This is a genomic window from Flavobacterium limnophilum (genome assembly GCF_027111315.2).
GTDB lineage: Bacteria > Bacteroidota > Bacteroidia > Flavobacteriales > Flavobacteriaceae > Flavobacterium > Flavobacterium limnophilum.
Window position 1 is genome coordinate 1367887 of record NZ_CP114289.2, and the last position, 19477, is coordinate 1387363.

The 19477-nt window shown below is 37.8% G+C and carries 17 protein-coding genes; 12 read left to right on the forward strand and 5 right to left on the reverse strand.

All coding sequences use genetic code 11. The features are described 5' to 3' along the window. Positions 1-15 precede the first annotated feature (15 nt). The 6 genes from OZP13_RS05615 (at position 16) to OZP13_RS05640 (ending at position 5561) form a co-directional block, all read left to right on the forward strand. Entirely contained in the window at positions 16-891 is an 876-nt protein-coding gene (locus OZP13_RS05615) for an HlyD family secretion protein (protein ID WP_269242849.1), read from the forward strand. 16 nt (positions 892-907) lie between these two features. Next, positions 908-1195 carry a cupin domain-containing protein gene (locus tag OZP13_RS05620; protein WP_269242850.1) on the forward strand — a complete coding sequence of 96 codons (288 nt, stop codon included), beginning with the start codon at positions 908-910 and terminating at the stop codon, positions 1193-1195. Next, positions 1195-2091, forward strand: coding sequence for an ABC transporter ATP-binding protein (locus OZP13_RS05625; protein WP_281298941.1), 897 nt, complete (start codon positions 1195-1197; stop codon positions 2089-2091). The genes OZP13_RS05620 and OZP13_RS05625 overlap by 1 nt, the downstream gene beginning before the upstream one ends. Positions 2092-2319: 228 nt before the next feature. Continuing rightward, positions 2320-3054, forward strand: coding sequence for an ABC transporter ATP-binding protein (locus OZP13_RS05630; RefSeq protein WP_281298942.1), 735 nt, complete (start codon positions 2320-2322; stop codon positions 3052-3054). Between the two features lie 186 nt (positions 3055-3240). Next, positions 3241-4347, forward strand: coding sequence for an ABC transporter permease (locus OZP13_RS05635; protein WP_281298943.1), 1107 nt, complete (start codon positions 3241-3243; stop codon positions 4345-4347). Between the two features lie 89 nt (positions 4348-4436). Further along, positions 4437-5561 (forward strand): ABC transporter permease, encoded by a 1125-nt coding sequence (locus tag OZP13_RS05640; RefSeq protein ID WP_269242854.1) that lies wholly within the window; start codon positions 4437-4439, stop codon positions 5559-5561. A gap of 183 nt (positions 5562-5744) precedes the next feature. On the opposite strand, the gene OZP13_RS05645 is transcribed toward OZP13_RS05640, so the two are convergent. After that, positions 5745-6227, reverse strand: a complete 483-nt coding sequence (locus OZP13_RS05645) for a DUF2059 domain-containing protein (protein WP_281298944.1) — start codon at positions 6225-6227, stop codon at positions 5745-5747. Between the two features lie 190 nt (positions 6228-6417). Between OZP13_RS05645 and OZP13_RS05650 the strand changes: the two genes are divergently transcribed. After that, positions 6418-7161 (forward strand): LOG family protein, encoded by a 744-nt coding sequence (locus OZP13_RS05650; RefSeq protein WP_281298945.1) that lies wholly within the window; start codon positions 6418-6420, stop codon positions 7159-7161. Between the two features lie 423 nt (positions 7162-7584). On the opposite strand, the gene OZP13_RS05655 is transcribed toward OZP13_RS05650, so the two are convergent. The 4 genes from OZP13_RS05655 to OZP13_RS05670 all read right to left on the reverse strand — a co-directional run bounded on the left by OZP13_RS05655 (position 7585) and on the right by OZP13_RS05670 (position 11396). Then, complete coding sequence (locus OZP13_RS05655; protein ID WP_281298946.1) at positions 7585-8688, reverse strand: Fic family protein; 1104 nt, start codon at positions 8686-8688, stop codon at positions 7585-7587. Positions 8689-9283: 595 nt separating this feature from the next. After that, positions 9284-9766, reverse strand: coding sequence for a DUF2059 domain-containing protein (locus OZP13_RS05660; RefSeq protein ID WP_281298947.1), 483 nt, complete (start codon positions 9764-9766; stop codon positions 9284-9286). A 116-nt stretch (positions 9767-9882) separates the two neighbouring features. Further along, positions 9883-10530 (reverse strand): hypothetical protein, encoded by a 648-nt coding sequence (locus tag OZP13_RS05665; protein ID WP_281298948.1) that lies wholly within the window; start codon positions 10528-10530, stop codon positions 9883-9885. An 89-nt stretch (positions 10531-10619) separates the two neighbouring features. Further along, on the reverse strand, positions 10620-11396 hold the full coding sequence (locus OZP13_RS05670) for a protein kinase family protein (protein ID WP_281298949.1): 777 nt from the start codon (positions 11394-11396) through the stop codon (positions 10620-10622). A gap of 233 nt (positions 11397-11629) precedes the next feature. Between OZP13_RS05670 and OZP13_RS05675 the strand changes: the two genes are divergently transcribed. The 5 genes from OZP13_RS05675 to OZP13_RS05695 all read left to right on the forward strand — a co-directional run bounded on the left by OZP13_RS05675 (position 11630) and on the right by OZP13_RS05695 (position 19469). Continuing rightward, entirely contained in the window at positions 11630-12373 is a 744-nt protein-coding gene (locus OZP13_RS05675; protein WP_281298950.1) for an LOG family protein, read from the forward strand. A gap of 385 nt (positions 12374-12758) precedes the next feature. Next, positions 12759-13208: a MamS/MamX family magnetosome protein gene (locus OZP13_RS05680; protein WP_281298951.1), complete on the forward strand. Its 450-nt coding sequence runs from the start codon at positions 12759-12761 to the stop codon at positions 13206-13208. A 286-nt stretch (positions 13209-13494) separates the two neighbouring features. After that, the gene (locus tag OZP13_RS05685) at positions 13495-14808 is read left to right on the forward strand and encodes a TolC family protein (protein WP_269242870.1); all 1314 of its coding nucleotides are present in this window, start codon (positions 13495-13497) and stop codon (positions 14806-14808) included. A gap of 259 nt (positions 14809-15067) precedes the next feature. Next, positions 15068-16147, forward strand: coding sequence for an efflux RND transporter periplasmic adaptor subunit (locus OZP13_RS05690; RefSeq protein WP_269242871.1), 1080 nt, complete (start codon positions 15068-15070; stop codon positions 16145-16147). Between the two features lie 97 nt (positions 16148-16244). Then, a complete protein-coding gene (locus OZP13_RS05695) occupies positions 16245-19469 on the forward strand; it encodes an efflux RND transporter permease subunit (RefSeq protein WP_281298952.1) in 3225 nt (1074 codons plus the stop codon). The last annotated feature ends 8 nt before the right edge of the window (positions 19470-19477 follow it).

Below are 19477 nucleotides of genomic sequence, written 5' to 3' on the forward strand. Positions count from 1 at the left end.
TGCAAAAATAGAAATATGAAAAAAATAATCACACTTATAATTCTGGCAAGTTTAGTTTCCTGCAACAAGAACAACGATAAAGCCGATGGTTACGGGAATTTTGAAGCCACCGAAGTCACTATTTCGGCGGAAGCCAACGGAAAAATCGAATATCTGAAACTCGAAGAAGGAGATATTTTGGAACCAAAAACTCAAGTGGGTTTGATTGATACCACCCAATTGTATTTCAACAAACAACAATTGATGGCTTCGAAAAGTACCGTTTATTCCAAATCTGCCAATGTTTTGTCGCAAATTAAAGTCTTGCAGGAACAATTGAAAACAGCCCAAATTGAGAAAAAAAGAATCCAAAATATGTTTGCCGAAAATGCCGCCACCAAACGTCAAGTGGATGAAATTGACGGGAAAGTGAGTGTTATTCAAGAACAAATAAAAAGCGTGGAAACCCAAAACGCACCCATCGTCAACGAAGTAAAATCGATTGAGGTGCAAATCGAAAAAATCAACTACCAAATCCAGAAAAGCAAAATCATCAACCCCATAAAAGGAACGGTTTTGGCCAAATATGCCGAACCCAACGAAGTGACCGCTTTTGGGAAACCCATTTATAAAATTGCCGATATTTCGGAAATGACCTTGCGCATTTATGTCGGTGAAACCCAATTGCCCCAAATAAAAGTGGGTCAAAACGTGACCATAAAAATTGATGCCGAAAAAGAGATGAAATCTTATCAAGGAACGATTTCCTGGATTGCTTCATCGGCCGAATTCACCCCGAAAATTGTTCAAACCAAGGAAGAACGAGTGAACTTGGTTTATGCTGTGAAAGTTACAGTGAAAAACGACGGCAGTTTGAAAATAGGAATGCCTGCCGAAATGTGGATTAAATAATTTAAAAAAAACAATTATGAACTTGAAAAATTTACATACAGAGGATAAACCCGTTCAAACAAAAGTAGTATTCGAACCTACTGAATCTAAAGTGATTTCATTGCAAATTGCGTCGGGCGGACAATTAAAAGAACACATTACAAAAGTTCCTGCTTTGCTAGTTTGCATATCCGGAGATGCTGTTTTTCAAGATGAAAAAGGGAAATCAATTGAATTGAAATCAGGAGATTACGTAAATATTGAAGCCAATGTAAAACATTGGGTAGATGCTAATGAAGACAGTAATTTATTAGTGATTAAATAATGAGCATCCAAGTCCAAAATATCTCCAAATCCTACAACAAAATCAAAGCTGTTGAAGCCATTTCTTTTGAAGTAAAGGAAGGGGAATTGTTTGGACTAATAGGTCCTGACGGAGCGGGAAAAACCACTATTTTCAGGATTTTGACCACACTTCTATTGGCCAATGAAGGTTCGGCAACAGTCGCTGGTCGTGATGTAGTGAAAGAGTATAAATCCATTCGGAATTCGGTGGGATATATGCCCGGAAAGTTTTCTTTGTACCAAGATTTATCCGTCGAGGAAAACTTGACTTTTTTTGCCACCATTTTTGGAACGACGATTGAAGAAAATTACGATTTAATAAAGGATATTTACGTTCAAATTGAACCTTTCAAAACGAGAAGAGCAGGAGCACTATCGGGAGGAATGAAGCAGAAACTGGCTTTGTGTTGTGCCTTGATCCACAAACCAAAGGTCTTGTTTCTCGACGAACCGACTACTGGAGTTGACCCTGTTTCCCGTAAAGAATTTTGGGAAATGCTGAAAAGATTGCAACAAAAAGGCATCACGATTTTGGTTTCAACGCCTTATATGGATGAAGCAGCTTTGTGTGACCGAATTGCCTTAATCCAAAAAGGGAGTATTTTGAAAATTGATTCACCAGAGAATATCATCAAAAATTACGACAAAGTTATTTATGATGTTCGAACCGAAAATATGCACCAATTGATTCTGGATTTGAAAAAGTATCCCAGTCAATACAGCGTTTTTGCCTTTGGGGAATACATTCATTATATTGACAAGAAAGACGATTTTGATTCAAAGGATTTGACGGCATATCTTGAAAAGAACAAGCATTCTGAAATTGAAATTAGTGTCTCAAAACCAACAGTTGAAGACGTTTTTATGGATTTGTAAAATGACATATGGATGAAACGGATTGCCGCAGATTGTCTGTAATAATAACCCGTTCGTCTCTTCGAGTGTTTCTATTAAAAAATGCGATAGCTTTTTTTAATAAAATGTATCGAGAACTTTACTATCATCAACTTCTCGATACAATTTTAATAGTAAAGCTGTCGCATTACTATTTAAAATCACTCGAAGAGACGAAATCCTTAATAATCTGTGGCTAAAAAAAATTAAATGAACAAAGAGAAAATCATAGCAGTTCAAAATCTAACCAAGCAATTTGGCAGCTTCACGGCGGTCAACAGTATTTCTTTTGACGTATATAAAGGTGAAATTTTTGGATTCCTTGGTGCCAATGGTGCCGGAAAAACCACTGCGATGAAAATGCTTATCGGGATTTCGAAACCTAGTTCGGGAGAGGCTTTGGTGGCGGGATTTGACGTGAAAACCAATACGGAAATGGTCAAGAGAAGCATCGGTTACATGAGCCAAAAGTTTTCGATGTACGACGATTTGACCATCAAGGAAAACATCACTTTTTTTGGTGGGATTTATGGTTTGAGTAGAATTCAAATCAAGGAAAAAACTACGCAGTTGGTAACCCAATTGGGACTAGAAAATTCAGTTGATAAACTGGTTGGTTCCTTGCCTTTGGGTTGGAAACAGAAATTGTCTTTCTCGGTTGCCTTGTTGCACGAACCGAAAATAGTGTTTCTGGACGAACCAACTGGCGGAGTCGATCCCATTACGAGAAGGCAATTTTGGGAAATGATTTATGCCGAAGCACACAAAGGAACCACCATTTTCGTGACCACGCATTATATGGACGAAGCCGAATATTGCGACCGCGTTTCCATTATGGTTGAAGGAAGCATTGAAGCACTTGACACTCCAAAGAACTTGAAAAAGCAATACAATGTGGCGTCAATGAATGAGGTGTTCTTGAAGTTGGCGAGAAATGTGGAATAGTATTAAGATTTGAGTATTAAGTATTAAGACAGAAAATAGTTGTCAGGTCGAGAGCAGTCGAGACCCAACACGGAGTCTTGATATTTGCCTGTCTTGAGCGAAGTTGAATGGCTCGACTTGACAAGAAAAGTAGAATAAAAAATAAAAAACTTCGAGGCTTTGTGTCTTCGTGGCAAACTTTTTAAAATGAAAAGATTCATCGGTTTTGTAACAAAAGAATTCTATCACATTTTTCGTGACAAGCGGACTATGTTTATACTTTTCGGGATGCCCATTGCCCAAATTATGTTGTTTGGTTTTGCCATTACCAACGAAATCAACAACGTGAACATTGCCATTTTGGACAAATCCAAGGATAGTGAAACGCAGAAAATAATCAACAAAATCAGTGCTTCCAAGTATTTTAACATCGAACAGGATATTGTCAATGAAAACCAAATCGAAAGCGTTTTCAAAAAAGGAAAAATAAAAGCCGTCTTGGTATTTGAGACTGATTTTGGTGAAAACTTGCAAACACTCAAACACGCCAAAGTGCAAGTGATTACGGATGCCACCGACCCGAATATTGCCAACACGATTGCGAATTATGTCAACGCCATTTTGCAGAATTACACCCAGGAAATCAATAAAAACAACAAACCCAGTCATCTTATACAAACGCAAACCCAATTGTATTACAATCCCGAATTGAAGAGTGTTTTCAACTTTGTTCCCGGTGTTATGACTATTATTTTGATGTTGGTTTCGGCAATGATGACCTCTATTTCGATTACGAGAGAAAAGGAATTGGGCACGATGGAAGTCTTGTTGGTTTCGCCATTAAAACCCTTTCAAGTCATTATTGGCAAGGTGTTTCCGTATATTTTTCTGTCTATCATCAATGCCACGATTATTTTGCTTTTGGGATTTTTTGTGTTCAAGATGCCTGTTGAAGGCAACCTGTTTTTATTGGCATTCGAAAGTGTTTTGTTTATCACGACAGCACTTTCGTTGGGCATCTTAATCTCGACGGTTTCCAATTCGCAACAAACCGCAATGATGCTGTCCTTGATGGGATTGATGCTGCCAGTAATCATCCTTTCGGGATTTATTTTTCCCATTTCGAGTATGCCGATACCCTTGCAAATCATCAGCAACATTGTGCCTGCCAAATGGTTTATCATCATCATCAAAGCCATTTTATTGAAAGGAGCAACAATAAACGTGATTTGGAAAGAAACCTTGATTCTGGTTGGAATGACGGTGTTTTTCTTGGTAATAAGCGTCAAAAAATATAAAATAAGGTTGGAATAGGAAAGAGAAAAAAGAATAAAGATGATAGAGGAAAGACAAGAATAAAATCTATGAATATCAGCTAAATCCGTGTCATACGTGTCCCATTTATGAAAACAATACTATTCATCATCCAAAAGGAGTTCCGGCAAATCTTTAGAAATAAAGCAATGCTTCCTATTATATTTGTTTTGCCTTTGGTGCAATTGCTTATTCTGTCGAATGCCGCGAGTTTTGAGATTAAGAACATCAAGTTTTCGTATATTGATAATGACCATTCGGTGGCTTCGAGGGAATTGGTTTCAAAGTTTGAGGCTTCGCAATATTTCAACATCATCGAAAGTTTTGCTTCCAAAAAAGAAGCCGATTTCAATATGCAAACGGGGAAAGTGGATGTAATTCTCGAAATCCCCAATCATTTTGAGCGCGATTTAATTACCGAAAACAAAACCAATCTATCGGTAAGCATCAACGCCATTGATGGTGCGGCGGCAGGAGTGGAGAGTGTCTATATTTCGCAAATCATCAACGGTTTTAATCAAAAGATCCAAACGCAATTGTATCAATACAACGAAGTATCTTATGTCCAGCCCGTGAATATTGTCACGATTCCGTCGTTTTGGTACAACAACACGCTGAATTATAAAACTTTTATGGTACCGGGAATTTTGGTGTTGTTGGTTACGATGCTCACGCTGTTTTTGTCTTCGATGAACATTGTCCGCGAAAAAGAAATAGGTACTTTAGAACAAATCAACGTGACGCCCATTCGAAAATACCAGTTTATTGTCGGGAAATTGTTTCCTTTCTGGGTGTTGGGCTTGGTGATTTTGACCGTTGGACTGATCATTGCCCGAGTCATTTTCAGCGTTCCCATTTTAGGAAGCATTGGCTTGATTTATTTCTTTACCTCGGTTTATTTGTTGGTCATTCTCGGCATTGGATTAATTATTTCCAACTATTCGGACACGCAACAACAGGCAATGTTTATTGCCTGGTTTTTCACGGTTATCTTCATCTTGATGAGCGGATTGTTTACCCCAATCGAAAGTATGCCTCAATGGGCACAAAACCTGACGTTGCTCAATCCTATCCGTTATTTTGTGGAAATTATCCGAATGGTAATGCTCAAAGGAGCCACGTTTTCGGATATTTCGAGACCTTTTTTTATCATTTTTTTCTATGCGTTTACGTTAAATGGAATCGCGGTTTGGACATATAAAAAAGTGAATTAACGGTTCTTGTCTGCTTTTTTTAGGGTACCACAACCTAGGCTTTGAGTGGGCTTTGAGTAGGCTTATCCCTATAGTATTCGTACTCTATGTCTCGTCTGTTGAAAACAGTCGATTAGAAGTTTCTTGCTTGTATTAATTAATTTTGTTTAGGCATAGCTTCAATATTGCCGAGTCCTAAAAGGGTTATTTTTTCTCGGACATTTTCATTTCCTCGACCTTTGTTTTTATTGCATTTTGAATCTCGGGAATGTATTTTTGCATCATAATTTCCATAAGATCTTTTGAAATATCGGGTGTCACTTTAATGAATTTCTGACCCGACGGTGATTTGTAGAAAGCGATGTAATCATTAATTTCTTTTTGGGAAAAGTATTTGTCGTACAATGCCACCATGTCTTCGTCCATCATTTTCTTCAAAATCACCTTAGTAGTTTGCATTGTGGCTTTCATCAATTCATTGGAACGGGCATTTGCCAATGAATCATTTATTGGATGTTGGCTTTTCATTTGGTTAATCATCGAAGGAATCATTGTACTAAACATTTTGTCCATTATGGAGTCTTGTTGCATGACATGAAACAATTCCTTGATTGATTCTTGCTTGGTCTGCGAATACCCCATCAAGGACGGAATACAAATCATTAAAACTAAAATTACTTTTTTCATTGTTGGTGTTGTTAAAAATTAAGAATCGTTTTTATTTCGTTCAGACTTTATTGTAAATCCCAAATATACCCATTTTATCTCACTTGCAATTAATCCTACAATTTTATTTTCAATAAAAGGAAAGATTTTTTGCATTAAAAGACACGGACATTTAGTGTTATAAAAACTAATTAGTAACTTTAGGGTTGCCATGAAGAAACCTCCAAAATACAGACTTTCCAAAGCCGAGTCGGCATTCGTGCAAGGACCATTGTCCCGATTGGAGGAATTATTTTTTGTTTTCAAGGTGCTTTTTAGTTTTATTAGGGCTTTTCGTAAAATGCATTTTATTGGGCCTTGCGTCACCATTTTTGGGTCGGCGCGTTTTGGTCCCGAAATGGATCATTACAAAGATGCCGAAAAGATTGGCGCTGCCATGGCCAAACTGGGTTTTACCGTGATGACGGGTGGTGGTCCTGGAATTATGGAAGCGGCCAACAAAGGCGCTTTTGAAGCCGGTGGTTATTCCGTGGGTTGCAACATTGTGCTGCCCGTGGAGCAAAAACCAAACAAGTATCTCCACAAATGGATTTATATTCCCTATTTTTTTGTCAGGAAAGTGATTCTGGTCAAATATTCCTTCGCTTTCATCGTGATGCCGGGTGGAATTGGCACTCTCGACGAATTGTTTGAAGCCCTGACTTTAATCCAAAACAACATGATTGCCGGCTTTCCTGTCGTGATTTTTGACACCGAATACCACAAAGATTTGTGCGAACACATTGACATGATGGTCAAACACGAAAGCATTAGTCCAGAAGACATGAAATTACTTTTTGTGACGGATTCTGTTCCCGATTTGGTGGCACATATCGAAAAGCACGCCATCAAAAAGTTTGGCTTGAGAAAGATTCAATATAAACCAAAATGGTGGTTTGGAGAGAGCAGGCGGTGAGAAATTGTTGTTTTTTGTGATTGCGTTTCTTTTTTATAGACCTATGCGACTATAAGCTGGCGAAGTCTCCCGACTTCGTATCAATTGCTATTTGCCGTTACAATTTAAAAGTTTTGTTTTATGTTCCTGCGTTTGTTGCTTTTTGGAATGGCTACGAAGTCGGGAGACTTCGCAGAGCAATCATAGAATTTAATACTATTTTTTAAGAAAGACTTCGGGTAGCGGGGGAATGGCTACGAAGTCGGGAGATTTTGCGTAGTAATCCTAGAACTTAATACTATTTTTCAAGAAAGACTTCGGGTAATTGGGGGAAAATAATGTTTTTGTTTTTCCTTTTTTGGGGTTTGGTTAATTACAGTTATTTATTTTTAGCTTCAGCTTTGCCAAATGATTTTTCAATTTCTAACATTTCAGCCAAGAATCTCATTCCATTATTTCATAATTTGTACTTCTTCCTCCTGCAGTTTCTTTTTGCAGCATATTTTTGTCAATCAAATCATTTATGTCTCGGATAGCAGTATCTTTTGAGCATTTGGCAATCTTTGCCCATTTTGATGATGTCAGTTTTCCATCCAATCCGTCCAATAATTTATTTAAAAGTTTCTTCTGTCTTTCATTGATCAAAGTTTTGGAATGCTTAGTCCAGAAGTCGGCTTTGAATAAAACTTTAACCAATGTTTCATCGGTCGATTGTAAAGAATGTATCAGGCAGTTCAAAAACCAGCTCATCCATTCTGTTAGATCAAGATTCCCTTTTTGTGTCTTTTCAAGTATTTCATAATACTGCTTTCTTTCTATTCGGATTTGTGCAGACATACTATAAAAACGTTGATTCGTTTTATCCGATTGTGCCAATACCATATCGGTCAACGCCCTTGTTATCCTGCCATTTCCATCTTCAAATGGGTGGATGGTTACAAACCATAAGTGGGCAATAGCTGCTTTTAGTACCAAATCTATTTTTGAATTAGTATTGAACCAATCTAAAAACTGATTCATCTCTTTTTCGACCAATATCGAATCTGGCGCTTGAAAATGTACTTTCTCCTTACCCAAAGCTCCCGACACCACTTGCATTGCCCCAGTGGTATCTTTTCGCCAATCGCCAACAGTAATTTTATACATTCCGCTTCTTCCTGTAGGGAATAATGCTGCCTGCCAATCGAATAGTCTTTCGGCTATTAGCGGTTCAAAGCAATTTTGTGTGGCATCCAATAGCATTTCGACTACACCATCAACATTCCTGTCCGACTCAACAGAACCAACGATTTCCATCCCCAATTTGCGGGCGATAGAGGAACGAACTTGATCCGGATTCAAATATTCTCCTTCTATTTCTGATGATTTTAATACATCAAGTGTCAATGTGTCAAGCAAGGCTTCACTCCTTAGGTCGAATCCCAAAGATTCCATTTTCCCTATGAGTCTTCCTTGCAAATTTCTCGCCTCACTCAACAAATGGATTACTTCATCAGTATTCCAAGTGAAATTGGGCCAATTGTCTTTTTGATGGATAAAAAGTGTCATTCGTTGCAAATTTTACGGCGAATATACACTTTATTCGTCGCATTTTATAAATTATCGTTGCATTTTTTGCGTTGTTTAAACGGCTTATTCGTTGCAAAGTCGATTTTTTATACTTGCAGAAAGGATTTTTCGGGTTGGAGAAGAAGTGGATTTTTGCACAGCACCTTGAGAATTTTAAGAACTTTTTTCTTTTATGGAACACTTCGGGGAGCAATCCAAGACACCAAAAACAACTTACGATCTGTTGTATGCTGTGCGAAGTCTCCCGACTTCGTCCCCATTGCTATTTGCCTTTACAATTTGTTGCCATTTTTTGAGTCTCCCTTTGTTTCTTGTGTTTGTTGCTTATTGTAATAGCTACGAAGTCGGGAGACTTCGCAGAGCAATCCTAAATTTAATGATGTTTATTTTTTAAGGAAGACTTCGAGGAGCGGGGTACCACAACCTAGGCTTTGAGTGGGCTTTGAGTAGGCTTATCTCTATAGCATTCGTACTCCATGTCTCGTCTGTTGAAAACAGTCGATTAGAAGTTTCTTGCTTGTATTCAATTAATTTTGTTTAGGCATAGCTTCAATATTGCCAAGTCCTAAAAGGGTTATTTTTTCTCGGACATTTTCATTTCCTCGACCTTTGTTTTTATTGCATTTTGAATCTCGGGAATGTATTTTTGCATCATAATTTCCATAAGATCTTTCGAAATATCGGGTGTCACTTTAATGAATTTCTGGCCCGACGGTGATTTGTAAAAAACGATGTAATCATTAATTTCTTTTTGGGAAAAGTATTTGTCGTACAATGCCACCATATCTTCGTCCATCATTTTCTTCAAAATCACCTTAGTGGTTTGCATTGTGGCTTTCATCAATTCATTGGAACGGGCATTTGCCAATGAATCATTTATTGGATGTTGGCTTTTCATTTGGTTAATCATCGAAGGAATCATGGAGTTAAACATTTTGTCCATTATGGAGTCTTGTTGCATTACATGAAACAACTCCTTGATTGATTCTTGCTTGGTCTGCGAATACCCCATCAGCAACGGCATACAAATCATTAAAATTAAAATTACTTTTTTCATTATTGTTTGTTGTTAAATATTGATAATTGTTTGAATAGTGCTTATTTCCGCAGTTTGTAATCCGATAGGATTGATTTTTTTGCGTGTAGAAGAGTTGTAAATATTGTTTTATATATTTATTTCTTTATCATTTGCTTGTTTACAAGCAAAAGTTCTTGATTAATTGCTTTGTACTGTTTTGTGTTTTTGGAATCTTCCAAATCTTTTTCCGGAATCCAGTAAGTTGGGAAAAGTTTCTCCTTCTTTTTATAATCTTCCAGCATATATCTACCAGTTAATTTCCACATTGTTTTAAGGCTGTTGACATGCTTTTCTGAAAGTTGTGGAAATTCATTAGGATAATCTGCTCGCAATCTTGCCATAATTTCGCGATGTTTTCTAAAATATTCCTCTTTATCTATGGCTTTATTTTGGTATTGATCGAGTAATTCTTTTTTTTCAGGAGCGTATTTTTTAACAAATAAATCTACTTCTGATGAAGCTTCTTTCCAAATATTGTGATAGATTTTTAAATCTGGTACACTTTCCCAATAAAAATTAACCAAACCAATATCTATTTTAGTCAGTGCCATGTGGTCGATATCGCCCCTTTCTATTTGTTCCAAATAATGATTGACCAACACATAATTTGATTCCAGTTCCAATTCTGTTTTTTTGTTGGTCAATTCGTTTAAAGTGTAGTTGGTGTAATCCGTGATCTTGTTTTTTTGTGTGCTGCAATTGATGAAAGCAAAAGCGATTAGGATTAAGGTAATTTTTTTCATAGTTGTTTTGTTTTCTGTATTTGTTGCTTATGTTTGACATTGTTTGGCTACACGAGCTATAAACTCTCGCTAGCGGGGGTAGCAGAAGTTTATTTTTTATAAAAGAAATATCCTTCTTCGATTATTGGTTGCCAATTCTCGTTTTTCAACTTTTCAATTTTAAGATTATCAAACAATTTTTTAGAACCTGAAATTGTCATTGTAAATTGTTCTCTATTTTTTTTATTGTTTTCATTGGCGATATATACTAGGTTGTATTCACCGTAGTTAACTATTTTTTCTATATAGGGTTTAAGATATTCGCTAATTGCCTTTGGATGTGGGAATCGTTCAGATTTTTTAAATCCGATTTCAAAGCTGCCTTCAAACTTAAATTGAGGAGCATAATCAAATAAGAATTTTGGATTATTTTTCTGTTGCTTTAAATAATTTACATACTCACTTTTGTTGCTGAAACTCTTTTCCTCATATGAGTAATCGAAAGAATTGTTTTCATTCAATTTTGAAATTTGATTAAGATCAAATTTATATGTATGACCATCATGGGTCATTGCACTTTTTAGCGTTGGATTTATTGTCCAAGAACCTATTTCATCATAATTTTTAATGACAGTTAACATAAAATTTGGGGTCTCAAAAGAATTTTTTACTTCATCGCCCAATTTTAAAATTTTAATAAATTCAACTATTGAAGCCGAGTCTTCGATTATAAAATTATATTTTTCGTATGTTTTACTTTTATCGTATTGAGGATATCTTCCAATTATTTTGGTTTTTGAATCTACCTTTAATGTGTCAAACAATACTTTTTGACTAAAAACTTGACTTGTTAGTGCAAGTGAAATTAATATTAATATTTTTCTCATTTGTGAATTTAAATTTCTGCCAACTTATGGATAGGTCTGACAAAGTCATACCTATTTGGCCAATATTTAGATGTCATTATCTAAGGATGTTTTTTTTCAATCCCAAATATACCCATTTTATCTCACTTGCAATTAATCCTACAATTTTATTTTCAATAAAAGGAAAGATTTTTGCATAAAATGAAGCAACGATTGAGATTATAAAAAAACTAATTAGTAACTTAAAGGTTGCCATGAAGAAACCTCCAAAATACAGACTTTCCAAAGCCGAGTCGGCATTCGTGCAAGAACCATTGTCCCGATTGGAAGAATTATTTTTTGTTGTCAAGGTGCTTTTTAGTTTTATTAGGGCTTTTCGAAAGATGCATTTTATAGGGCCTTGCGTCACCATTTTTGGGTCGGCGCGTTTTGGTCCCGAAATGGATCATTACAAAGATGCCGAAAAGATTGGCGCTGCCATGGCCAAACTGGGTTTTACCGTGATGACGGGTGGTGGTCCTGGAATTATGGAAGCGGCCAACAAAGGCGCTTTTGAAGCCGGTGGTTATTCCGTGGGTTGCAACATTGTGCTGCCCGTGGAGCAAAAACCAAACAAGTATCTCCACAAATGGATTTATATTCCCTATTTTTTTGTCAGGAAAGTGATTCTGGTCAAATATTCCTTCGCTTTCATCGTGATGCCGGGTGGAATTGGCACTCTCGACGAATTGTTTGAAGCCCTGACTTTAATCCAAAACAACATGATTACCGGCTTTCCTGTCGTGATTTTTGACACCGAATACCACAAAGATTTGTGCGAACACATTGACATGATGGTCAAACACGAAAGCATTAGTCCAGAAGACATGAAATTACTTTTTGTGACGGATTCTGTTCCCGATTTGGTGGCACATATCGAAAAGCACGCCATCAAAAAGTTTGGCTTGAGAAAGATTCAATATAAACCAAAATGGTGGTTTGGAGAGAGCAGGCGGTGAGAAATTGTTGTTTTTTGTGATTGCGTTTCTTTTTTATAGACCTATGCGACTATAAGCTGGCGAAGTCTCCCGACTTCGTACACATTGCACCCTGCTAATTATATGAACTTTTTCTTTTTATGGAACACTTCGAGGAGCGGGGTAAATAAGAGTTTTTTTTATCTTTAATTACTATTTGTTTTTTGATACTTTTTTTAATTTATACCGAATATAAACTACTGAAATGTAATTACTTAAATTATTTTAGTAGCTAATTAATCCTTAAATTACAACGTGATTCTTGCGTCACCTGATTCCTTACAATTCAACTTTAAACACTATTAAAATTGTCTTATTTACAGCATACATATTTTAATTAAAATTCTATAGAAAATAAATTAGCATTATGAAAAATTTCAAAATACTCTTATTTCCAATACTATTTTTTCTCATTTCATTTGCGGGTTTAGCGCAACAAGGAAACGGAGGATGGTCTGGGAACAATAGTTACAGCCGTCTTTTTAATCCAAAAACTATTGTCGAATTAAAAGGCACAATTACCAGTATCGAAAAAATAATTCCTACCAAAGGAATGTCAAATGGTATTCATTTGACTATAAAAATAGCTAAAAAAGAAAGCTATTCCGTTCATCTTGGCCCACAATGGTATCTTGACAATCAGTCCATTAAATTTAGAATTGGCGATGTTATCATCGTGAAAGGATCTCAAATTACCTATAAAAATGCTCCCACAATCATTGCTGTTACTGTTGAAAAAGGTAAAACCATTTTAACACTTAGAGACAAAAATGGTTTTCCGGTTTGGAGTGGTGGTGGGAATCGTAGCAATAATTAATACTTTGAAAAAGTGCTTTAGTTTTGAAGCACTTTTTTATAAATAATCATACTGAAAAGTATGTACTAAAATACTTTCAGAAAATTCACTGTGGATTATTCCGTAAGGATTTTACATTGGTAACTCATCAATTTATCGCAACTTTAATGCGGGATAAAAATATTGTATTTCAGGTAGTCAGGATTATGAATTAGATTATTTCATTTTTTATGCGTCAATGTAACAGTTGTTACTGAACAAAAAATCCTACCCATATATCTTTGCCCCATAATCAAGAACAATCATTATGAGGAAAATAAATTTACTATTGCTAATTGGAACGCTTTCCGTATCGGCTTTGGGTTTTGGGCAAGACACCTTGACGATTTCCAAAAAAGACATCGGGCAAATAGCCAAGGACAAAAACCTGCAACTCCAGATTGCGAATCAAGCCTTCAAATCGGCACAGGCTGATTACCGACAATCCAATGCCTTGTTTTTGCCCAGCATCACGGCATCGCACACCGCGATTTCCACCACCAATCCCTTGATGGCTTTTGGATCCAAATTGAACCAGGAAGTGTTGACGGCTTCGGATTTTAATCCCGCTTTGTTGAATGATCCTGCCGTAACCCAAAACTATGCCACCAAAATCGAGGTTTTGCAACCGCTGATCAACGTGGATGGTTTGTACGGTCGCCAAGCCGCCAAGTCCAAAATGGAAGCCTTTCAATTGCAAACCGAACGCACGGGAGAATATTTGGCTTTGGAAGTCAACAAATCTTTTATGCAACTGCAATTGGCCTACAAAGCCGTAAAAGTTTTGGAAAAAGCAAATGCCACGGCAGATGCCAATTTGAAACTAATCGAGAATTATTTCAAGCAAGGCATCCTTCAAAAAACAGATGTATTGTCGGTACAAGTTCGTGTGAACGAAATCAAAAACCAATTGCAATACGCCAAAAGCAATGTGCAAAACGCTTCGGATTATTTGGCTTTTCTTCTCAATGAAGACAACACGAATAAAGTATATAAACCATTGGAAGAGTTGGATAATACTATTTCCATTTCAAGTAACAATACAACACTTTCCAGCAACCGAAAAGACATTTTGGCGATGGATAAATCTTCCGAAGCTTACGCCAAAATGTATCAATCGAGCAAGATGAATTTCCTGCCCAGCTTGAATGCTTTTGGAAGTTACGAATTGTACGACGACACCCTTTTTGGAACGAATGCTCAAGGGTATTTGGTAGGCGCGCAATTGTCCTGGAAAGTTTTCGACGGTTACAAATCGATCGGGAAAATGGAAAAAGCCAAAGCGGAATATCAAAAAGCGAAAGTGGAAACCCAACAATACAAATCGCAAAGCCAACTGGAACTCAACAAAACGAATCGCCAATTAAAAGACGCCGAAAACAAGGTGAATCTGGAAAAATTGGCCTTGGAACAATCGCAAGAAGCGTATCGAATCAGAAGCAACCGTTTCACACAGGGCTTAGAAAAAACCACCGATTTGTTGCAAGCGGAAACCCAAATGTTCCAGAAGGAACTACAGTTGCTGCAAGCGGTTTTTGAATATGATTTTACACAGGAGTATTTGCAGTTTTTGACTAAATAGTATTAAGACTGGAGTATTAAGTATTAAGATTTTAGAATAAAGAGTAAAGAAATAAAAATTTAAACGCATAGAATCATAGAAAAAAAGAGTTGGATAGCCCAATTCTTGGGTTCACATAGCTATGATTTACTATCACAAAGTGAAACGTCTTTCAAAATTGACACGATCTATGTTTCTATGCGTTAAAAAAATAAGTTGAATTGTCCTCAAAAGGGTAATGAATACATAAAAGAAAAAACAACTAATTAAAGTTATCAATATGAAAAAAATAATAGCCATCCTTTCCATTTCCGCAGTTTTATTAACTTCTTGTGGAGGCGACAAAAAAGAACAAATTACCAAAGAACCTGCCATAGCCGTAAAAGTAAGCGGCGTTTCTGAAAACACCGAAGGCGGATTTATAACTGCCAGCGGAAAAATAGAAGCCGAAAACTCGGCTAATCTAAGCACCCGAATGATGGGTTACGTGACCAAAATTCACGTGAAAGTGGGACAAAAAGTTGGAGCGGGGCAATTGTTGGTCAGCATCAACAACAGCGATTTGCAAGCCAAAAAAGCGCAAGTGGATGCCAGTATTCTGCAAGCCACAGCGGGTTACAACAATGCCAAAAAAGATTACGATCGTTTTGTGAATTTGTTCAAACAACAATCGGCTTCCCAAAAAGAATTGGACGATATGACGGCTCGCTACGAAATGGCGAAAGCTGGATTGGAAGGTGCGAAACAAATGCGAAACGAAGTGATTTCACAGTTTTCATACTCGAATATCACGGCTCCCTTTTCGGGAACGGTAACCAATACTTTTGTAAAAGAAGGCGATATGGCCAATCCTGGAATGCCGTTGGTGAGCGTGGAAGGCGCAACAAGATTACAAGTAACCGCAATGGTTTCGGAAAACAATATTGCCGCCATCAAAAAAGGAATGTCCGTGAAAGTTTTGGTAAAATCATCCAACGCCAATCTAACCGGAAAAGTAAGCGAAGTGAGTTCGTCTGCAACGAATACGGGCGGACAATATTTGGTAAAAATCAATTTAGACAAAACGGATTCGTCCGTGTTGTCGGGAATGTTTGTCAACGTACAATTTCCAGTTGAAAATGCAATTCAGACTACCAAAACTGAAATGGTTTTAGTGCCGGAAACCGCTTTGGTAAAACAAGGACAATTGACCGGAATTTATACCATTGGAACAGGAAATGTCGCCATTTTGAGATGGTTGCGAACAGGAAAAACCTTCGGCAATCAAGTGGAAGTCTTGTCGGGATTGTCGGCTAACGAGCAATATATTGTTTCAGCTGAAGGGAAGTTGTATAACGGGGCTTTGGTTAGTGTTCAGTGATCAGTGGTCAGTGTTCAGTCGCAGTAATCAGTAATTAAAAAATAGTGTTCAGTTTTTGGGTACAACCTGAAACTTTAAACTTTAAACAAAAAATATTATGCAAGAAGGTATTTCAGGTAAAATAGCCCATTTTTTCATCAATTCGAAATTGACCATTTTGTTGATGGTAGCTTTGATGATTATTGGCGTATACAGTTCGTTTTTGATCCCGAGGGAAGAAGAACCACAAATTAATGTTCCGATGGCCGACGTAATGGTGGGGTATCCAGGCGCAAGTCCGACAGAAGTGGAAAGCCGTGTGGCCAAACCATTGGAGAAAATTATTTCGAACATCAAAGGCGTGGAGCACGTGCACACGATGGCGATGAACGGGCAGGCGATGTTGATTGTCCAGTTTTATGTGGGGCAAGACGTGGAGCGTTCCTATGTAAAATTGTATGACGAATTGGCGAAACACGAAGATATGTTTCCGAAAGGCGTTTACAAACCGATGGTCAAAACCCGTTCGATTGACGATGTACCGATGTTGGGATTGACGCTTTGGAGTGAAACCCAAGATGATTTCCAATTGCGCCAAATTGCTGAGGAAGTAACTTCGGAGATTGAAAAAGTGAAAGATGTGGCGATTACCAAAGAAATTGGTGGCAGCAATCGTGAACTAAAAGTGATTTTGGACAAAGATAAAATGGCCGAAAATGGTGTGGATGCTTTGGGAATTATGGGAATGATTCAAGCCAATAACGGCAGTTCGCAATCGGGTAGTTTTGTGCAAAACGACCAAGAATATTTGGTTACGACTGGACAATTTTTATCGAATTCGGAAGATGTAGAAAATTTGGTGGTGGGCGTGAACAAAAATATGCCGGTCTATTTAAAACAAGTGGCGACGGTGCAAGACGGCCCATCTACGGCCAGAAGTTATGTGTCTTTTGGTTATGGCAAAGCCAACGAGAAATTCAAAACCGCCAAATCGGAATATCCAGCCGTAACGATTTCCATCGGAAAGGTGAAAGGGGCGGATGCGATGAAAATTTCGGCTAAAATTATTGATAAAGTCGAGCATTTAAAGAAAACTTTAATTCCCGATGATGTTCACGTAGAAGTAACCCGAAATTATGGAGAAACGGCTTCGCACAAAGTGGGGGAGTTGTTGCTACACTTAGGTATTGCGATTATTGCCGTTACGATTTTGGTGATTTTGGCAATGGGTTGGAGAGGCGGATTGGTCGTGTTTTTCTCCGTTCCATTGACGTTTGCCTTGACACTTTTTGCCTATTATTTATTAGGTTACACACTAAATAGAATCACGCTTTTTGCCTTGGTTTTCGTGGTGGGAATCGTCGTCGATGACAGTATTATCATCGCCGAAAATATGCACCGCCATTTCAAGATGAAGCGACTGCCTTTCAAACAAGCGGCGATTTATGCGATTAACGAAGTAGGAAATCCAACGATTTTAGCGACGTTTACCGTTATTGCGGCTATTCTGCCAATGGCTTTCGTGTCTGGAATGATGGGGCCTTATATGAGTCCGATGCCGATTGGTGCTTCGATTGCGATGTTGTTGTCTTTGTTCGTGGCCTTGACTGTGACGCCTTATTTGGGCTATCATTTGTTGCAAGAAAAAGAAGAGCAGGAACACAAACACGAAGAAGGAATGGAAACCAGTTGGATTTACAAAATCTACAACAAACTGGAACGACCTTTATTGGAAAGCAGTTCGAAAAGAAGAATCCTTTTGGCAGTGACCGTGGTGTTGTTGTTTGGTTCGGTTTTGATGTTTTTTACTAAATCGGTAGTCGTGAAAATGCTGCCTTTTGATAACAAAAACGAATTCCAAGTCGTGATTGATATGCCCGAGGGAACCACATTGGAACGCACAACAGCCGTGACCAAAGAAATTGCGCAATATCTTTCGACCAAACCCGAAGTGGTGAATTACCAGAATTACATTGGAACATCTGCTCCGATAACTTTTAACGGATTGGTTCGTCATTACGATATGCGTGGTGGCAGCAATATGGCAGATATTCAGGTGAATTTGTTGCACAAAGAAGAACGTGATTTACAAAGTCACGACATCGCCAAGGAAATGCGTCCTGATATTCAGAAGATTGCCAAGAAATATGGTGCGAACGTGAAAATCATTGAAGTTCCGCCTGGACCACCAGTTTTATCGACTTTGGTTGCCGAAATTTATGGCCCTGATTACAAAGAACAAATCAAGGTGGCAAATCAGGTAAAAACAATTTTACAAAACACTTCGGATATCGTGGATATCGATTGGATGGTCGAAGACAACCAAACGGAATACAAACTAGAAGTCGATAAAGAAAAAGCAATGTTGAACGGCATTGCACCGCAACAAGTGGTTGGAAATCTAACGTATTTGTTGAAAGAATATCCCGTTTCTAATTTGTACGACGAAAATTCAAATGACAATGTGGGCATCGTGCTTTCGCTTGACGACAAAGACAAAACGAGTTTGCAGGACATTCAAAACCTGAAAATCAAAGGCAGTCAGGGGAATATGATTCCGGTGAGTGATTTAGTGAAAGTAGTTCAAGATACCCTGCAGAAAACCATTTACAGAAAAGACCAAAAACGTGTGGTTTATGTAACGGCTGATATGGCTGGAGCCCTGGAAAGTCCCGTGTATGCCATTTTGGGAATGAACGAGAAACTAGCCAAAATGAACGTGCCAAAAGGCTATAAAGTCAACGAATTGTATATGGAACAACCTACGGACGAAAGCGATTTTACCGTAAAATGGGATGGAGAATGGCAAATCACTTTGGAAGTTTTCCGTGATTTGGGAGTGGCATTTTTGGTCGTAATCGTGATTATTTATATGCTGATTGTGGGTTGGTTCCAAAACTTCAAAACGCCTATGGTAATGATGCTTGCGATTCCGCTTTCGTTAATCGGGATTGTGTTTGGACATTGGTTGTTGAGCGCTTATTTCACGGCGACTTCCTTCATTGGAATGATTGCTTTAGCAGGAGTTATGGTTCGAAATTCGGTCTTGCTGATTGACTTTATCGAAATCCGACTCAACGAAGGCGTTCCTTTAAAACAAGCCATTATCGAAGCCGGAGCCGTAAGAACTACGCCTATTTTGTTGACAACAGGCGCTGTGGTTATTGGAGCTTCCATTATTCTATTTGATCCAATTTTTCAAGGATTGGCTATATCATTGGTATTTGGAGCGGTGGTTTCGACTGTGTTGACTTTGTTGGTTGTGCCAATTATTTATTACATAACGGAAAGAAAAAAATGGGAAACCACGATTGATTCATCCGATGAAGAAAATAATATTTAAAACTCATA

Coding starts and splice junctions, on each gene's coding strand:
- OZP13_RS05615 (WP_269242849.1), top strand. CDS start 16: ATGAAAAAAATAATCACACTTATAATTCTGGCAAGTTTAGTTTCCTGC.
- OZP13_RS05620 (WP_269242850.1), top strand. CDS start 908: ATGAACTTGAAAAATTTACATACAGAGGATAAACCCGTTCAAACAAAA.
- OZP13_RS05625 (WP_281298941.1), top strand. CDS start 1,195: ATGAGCATCCAAGTCCAAAATATCTCCAAATCCTACAACAAAATCAAA.
- OZP13_RS05630 (WP_281298942.1), top strand. CDS start 2,320: ATGAACAAAGAGAAAATCATAGCAGTTCAAAATCTAACCAAGCAATTT.
- OZP13_RS05635 (WP_281298943.1), top strand. CDS start 3,241: ATGAAAAGATTCATCGGTTTTGTAACAAAAGAATTCTATCACATTTTT.
- OZP13_RS05640 (WP_269242854.1), top strand. CDS start 4,437: ATGAAAACAATACTATTCATCATCCAAAAGGAGTTCCGGCAAATCTTT.
- OZP13_RS05645 (WP_281298944.1), bottom strand. CDS start 6,227: ATGAAAAAAGTAATTTTAGTTTTAATGATTTGTATTCCGTCCTTGATG.
- OZP13_RS05650 (WP_281298945.1), top strand. CDS start 6,418: ATGAAGAAACCTCCAAAATACAGACTTTCCAAAGCCGAGTCGGCATTC.
- OZP13_RS05655 (WP_281298946.1), bottom strand. CDS start 8,688: ATGACACTTTTTATCCATCAAAAAGACAATTGGCCCAATTTCACTTGG.
- OZP13_RS05660 (WP_281298947.1), bottom strand. CDS start 9,766: ATGAAAAAAGTAATTTTAATTTTAATGATTTGTATGCCGTTGCTGATG.
- OZP13_RS05665 (WP_281298948.1), bottom strand. CDS start 10,530: ATGAAAAAAATTACCTTAATCCTAATCGCTTTTGCTTTCATCAATTGC.
- OZP13_RS05670 (WP_281298949.1), bottom strand. CDS start 11,396: ATGAGAAAAATATTAATATTAATTTCACTTGCACTAACAAGTCAAGTT.
- OZP13_RS05675 (WP_281298950.1), top strand. CDS start 11,630: ATGAAGAAACCTCCAAAATACAGACTTTCCAAAGCCGAGTCGGCATTC.
- OZP13_RS05680 (WP_281298951.1), top strand. CDS start 12,759: ATGAAAAATTTCAAAATACTCTTATTTCCAATACTATTTTTTCTCATT.
- OZP13_RS05685 (WP_269242870.1), top strand. CDS start 13,495: ATGAGGAAAATAAATTTACTATTGCTAATTGGAACGCTTTCCGTATCG.
- OZP13_RS05690 (WP_269242871.1), top strand. CDS start 15,068: ATGAAAAAAATAATAGCCATCCTTTCCATTTCCGCAGTTTTATTAACT.
- OZP13_RS05695 (WP_281298952.1), top strand. CDS start 16,245: ATGCAAGAAGGTATTTCAGGTAAAATAGCCCATTTTTTCATCAATTCG.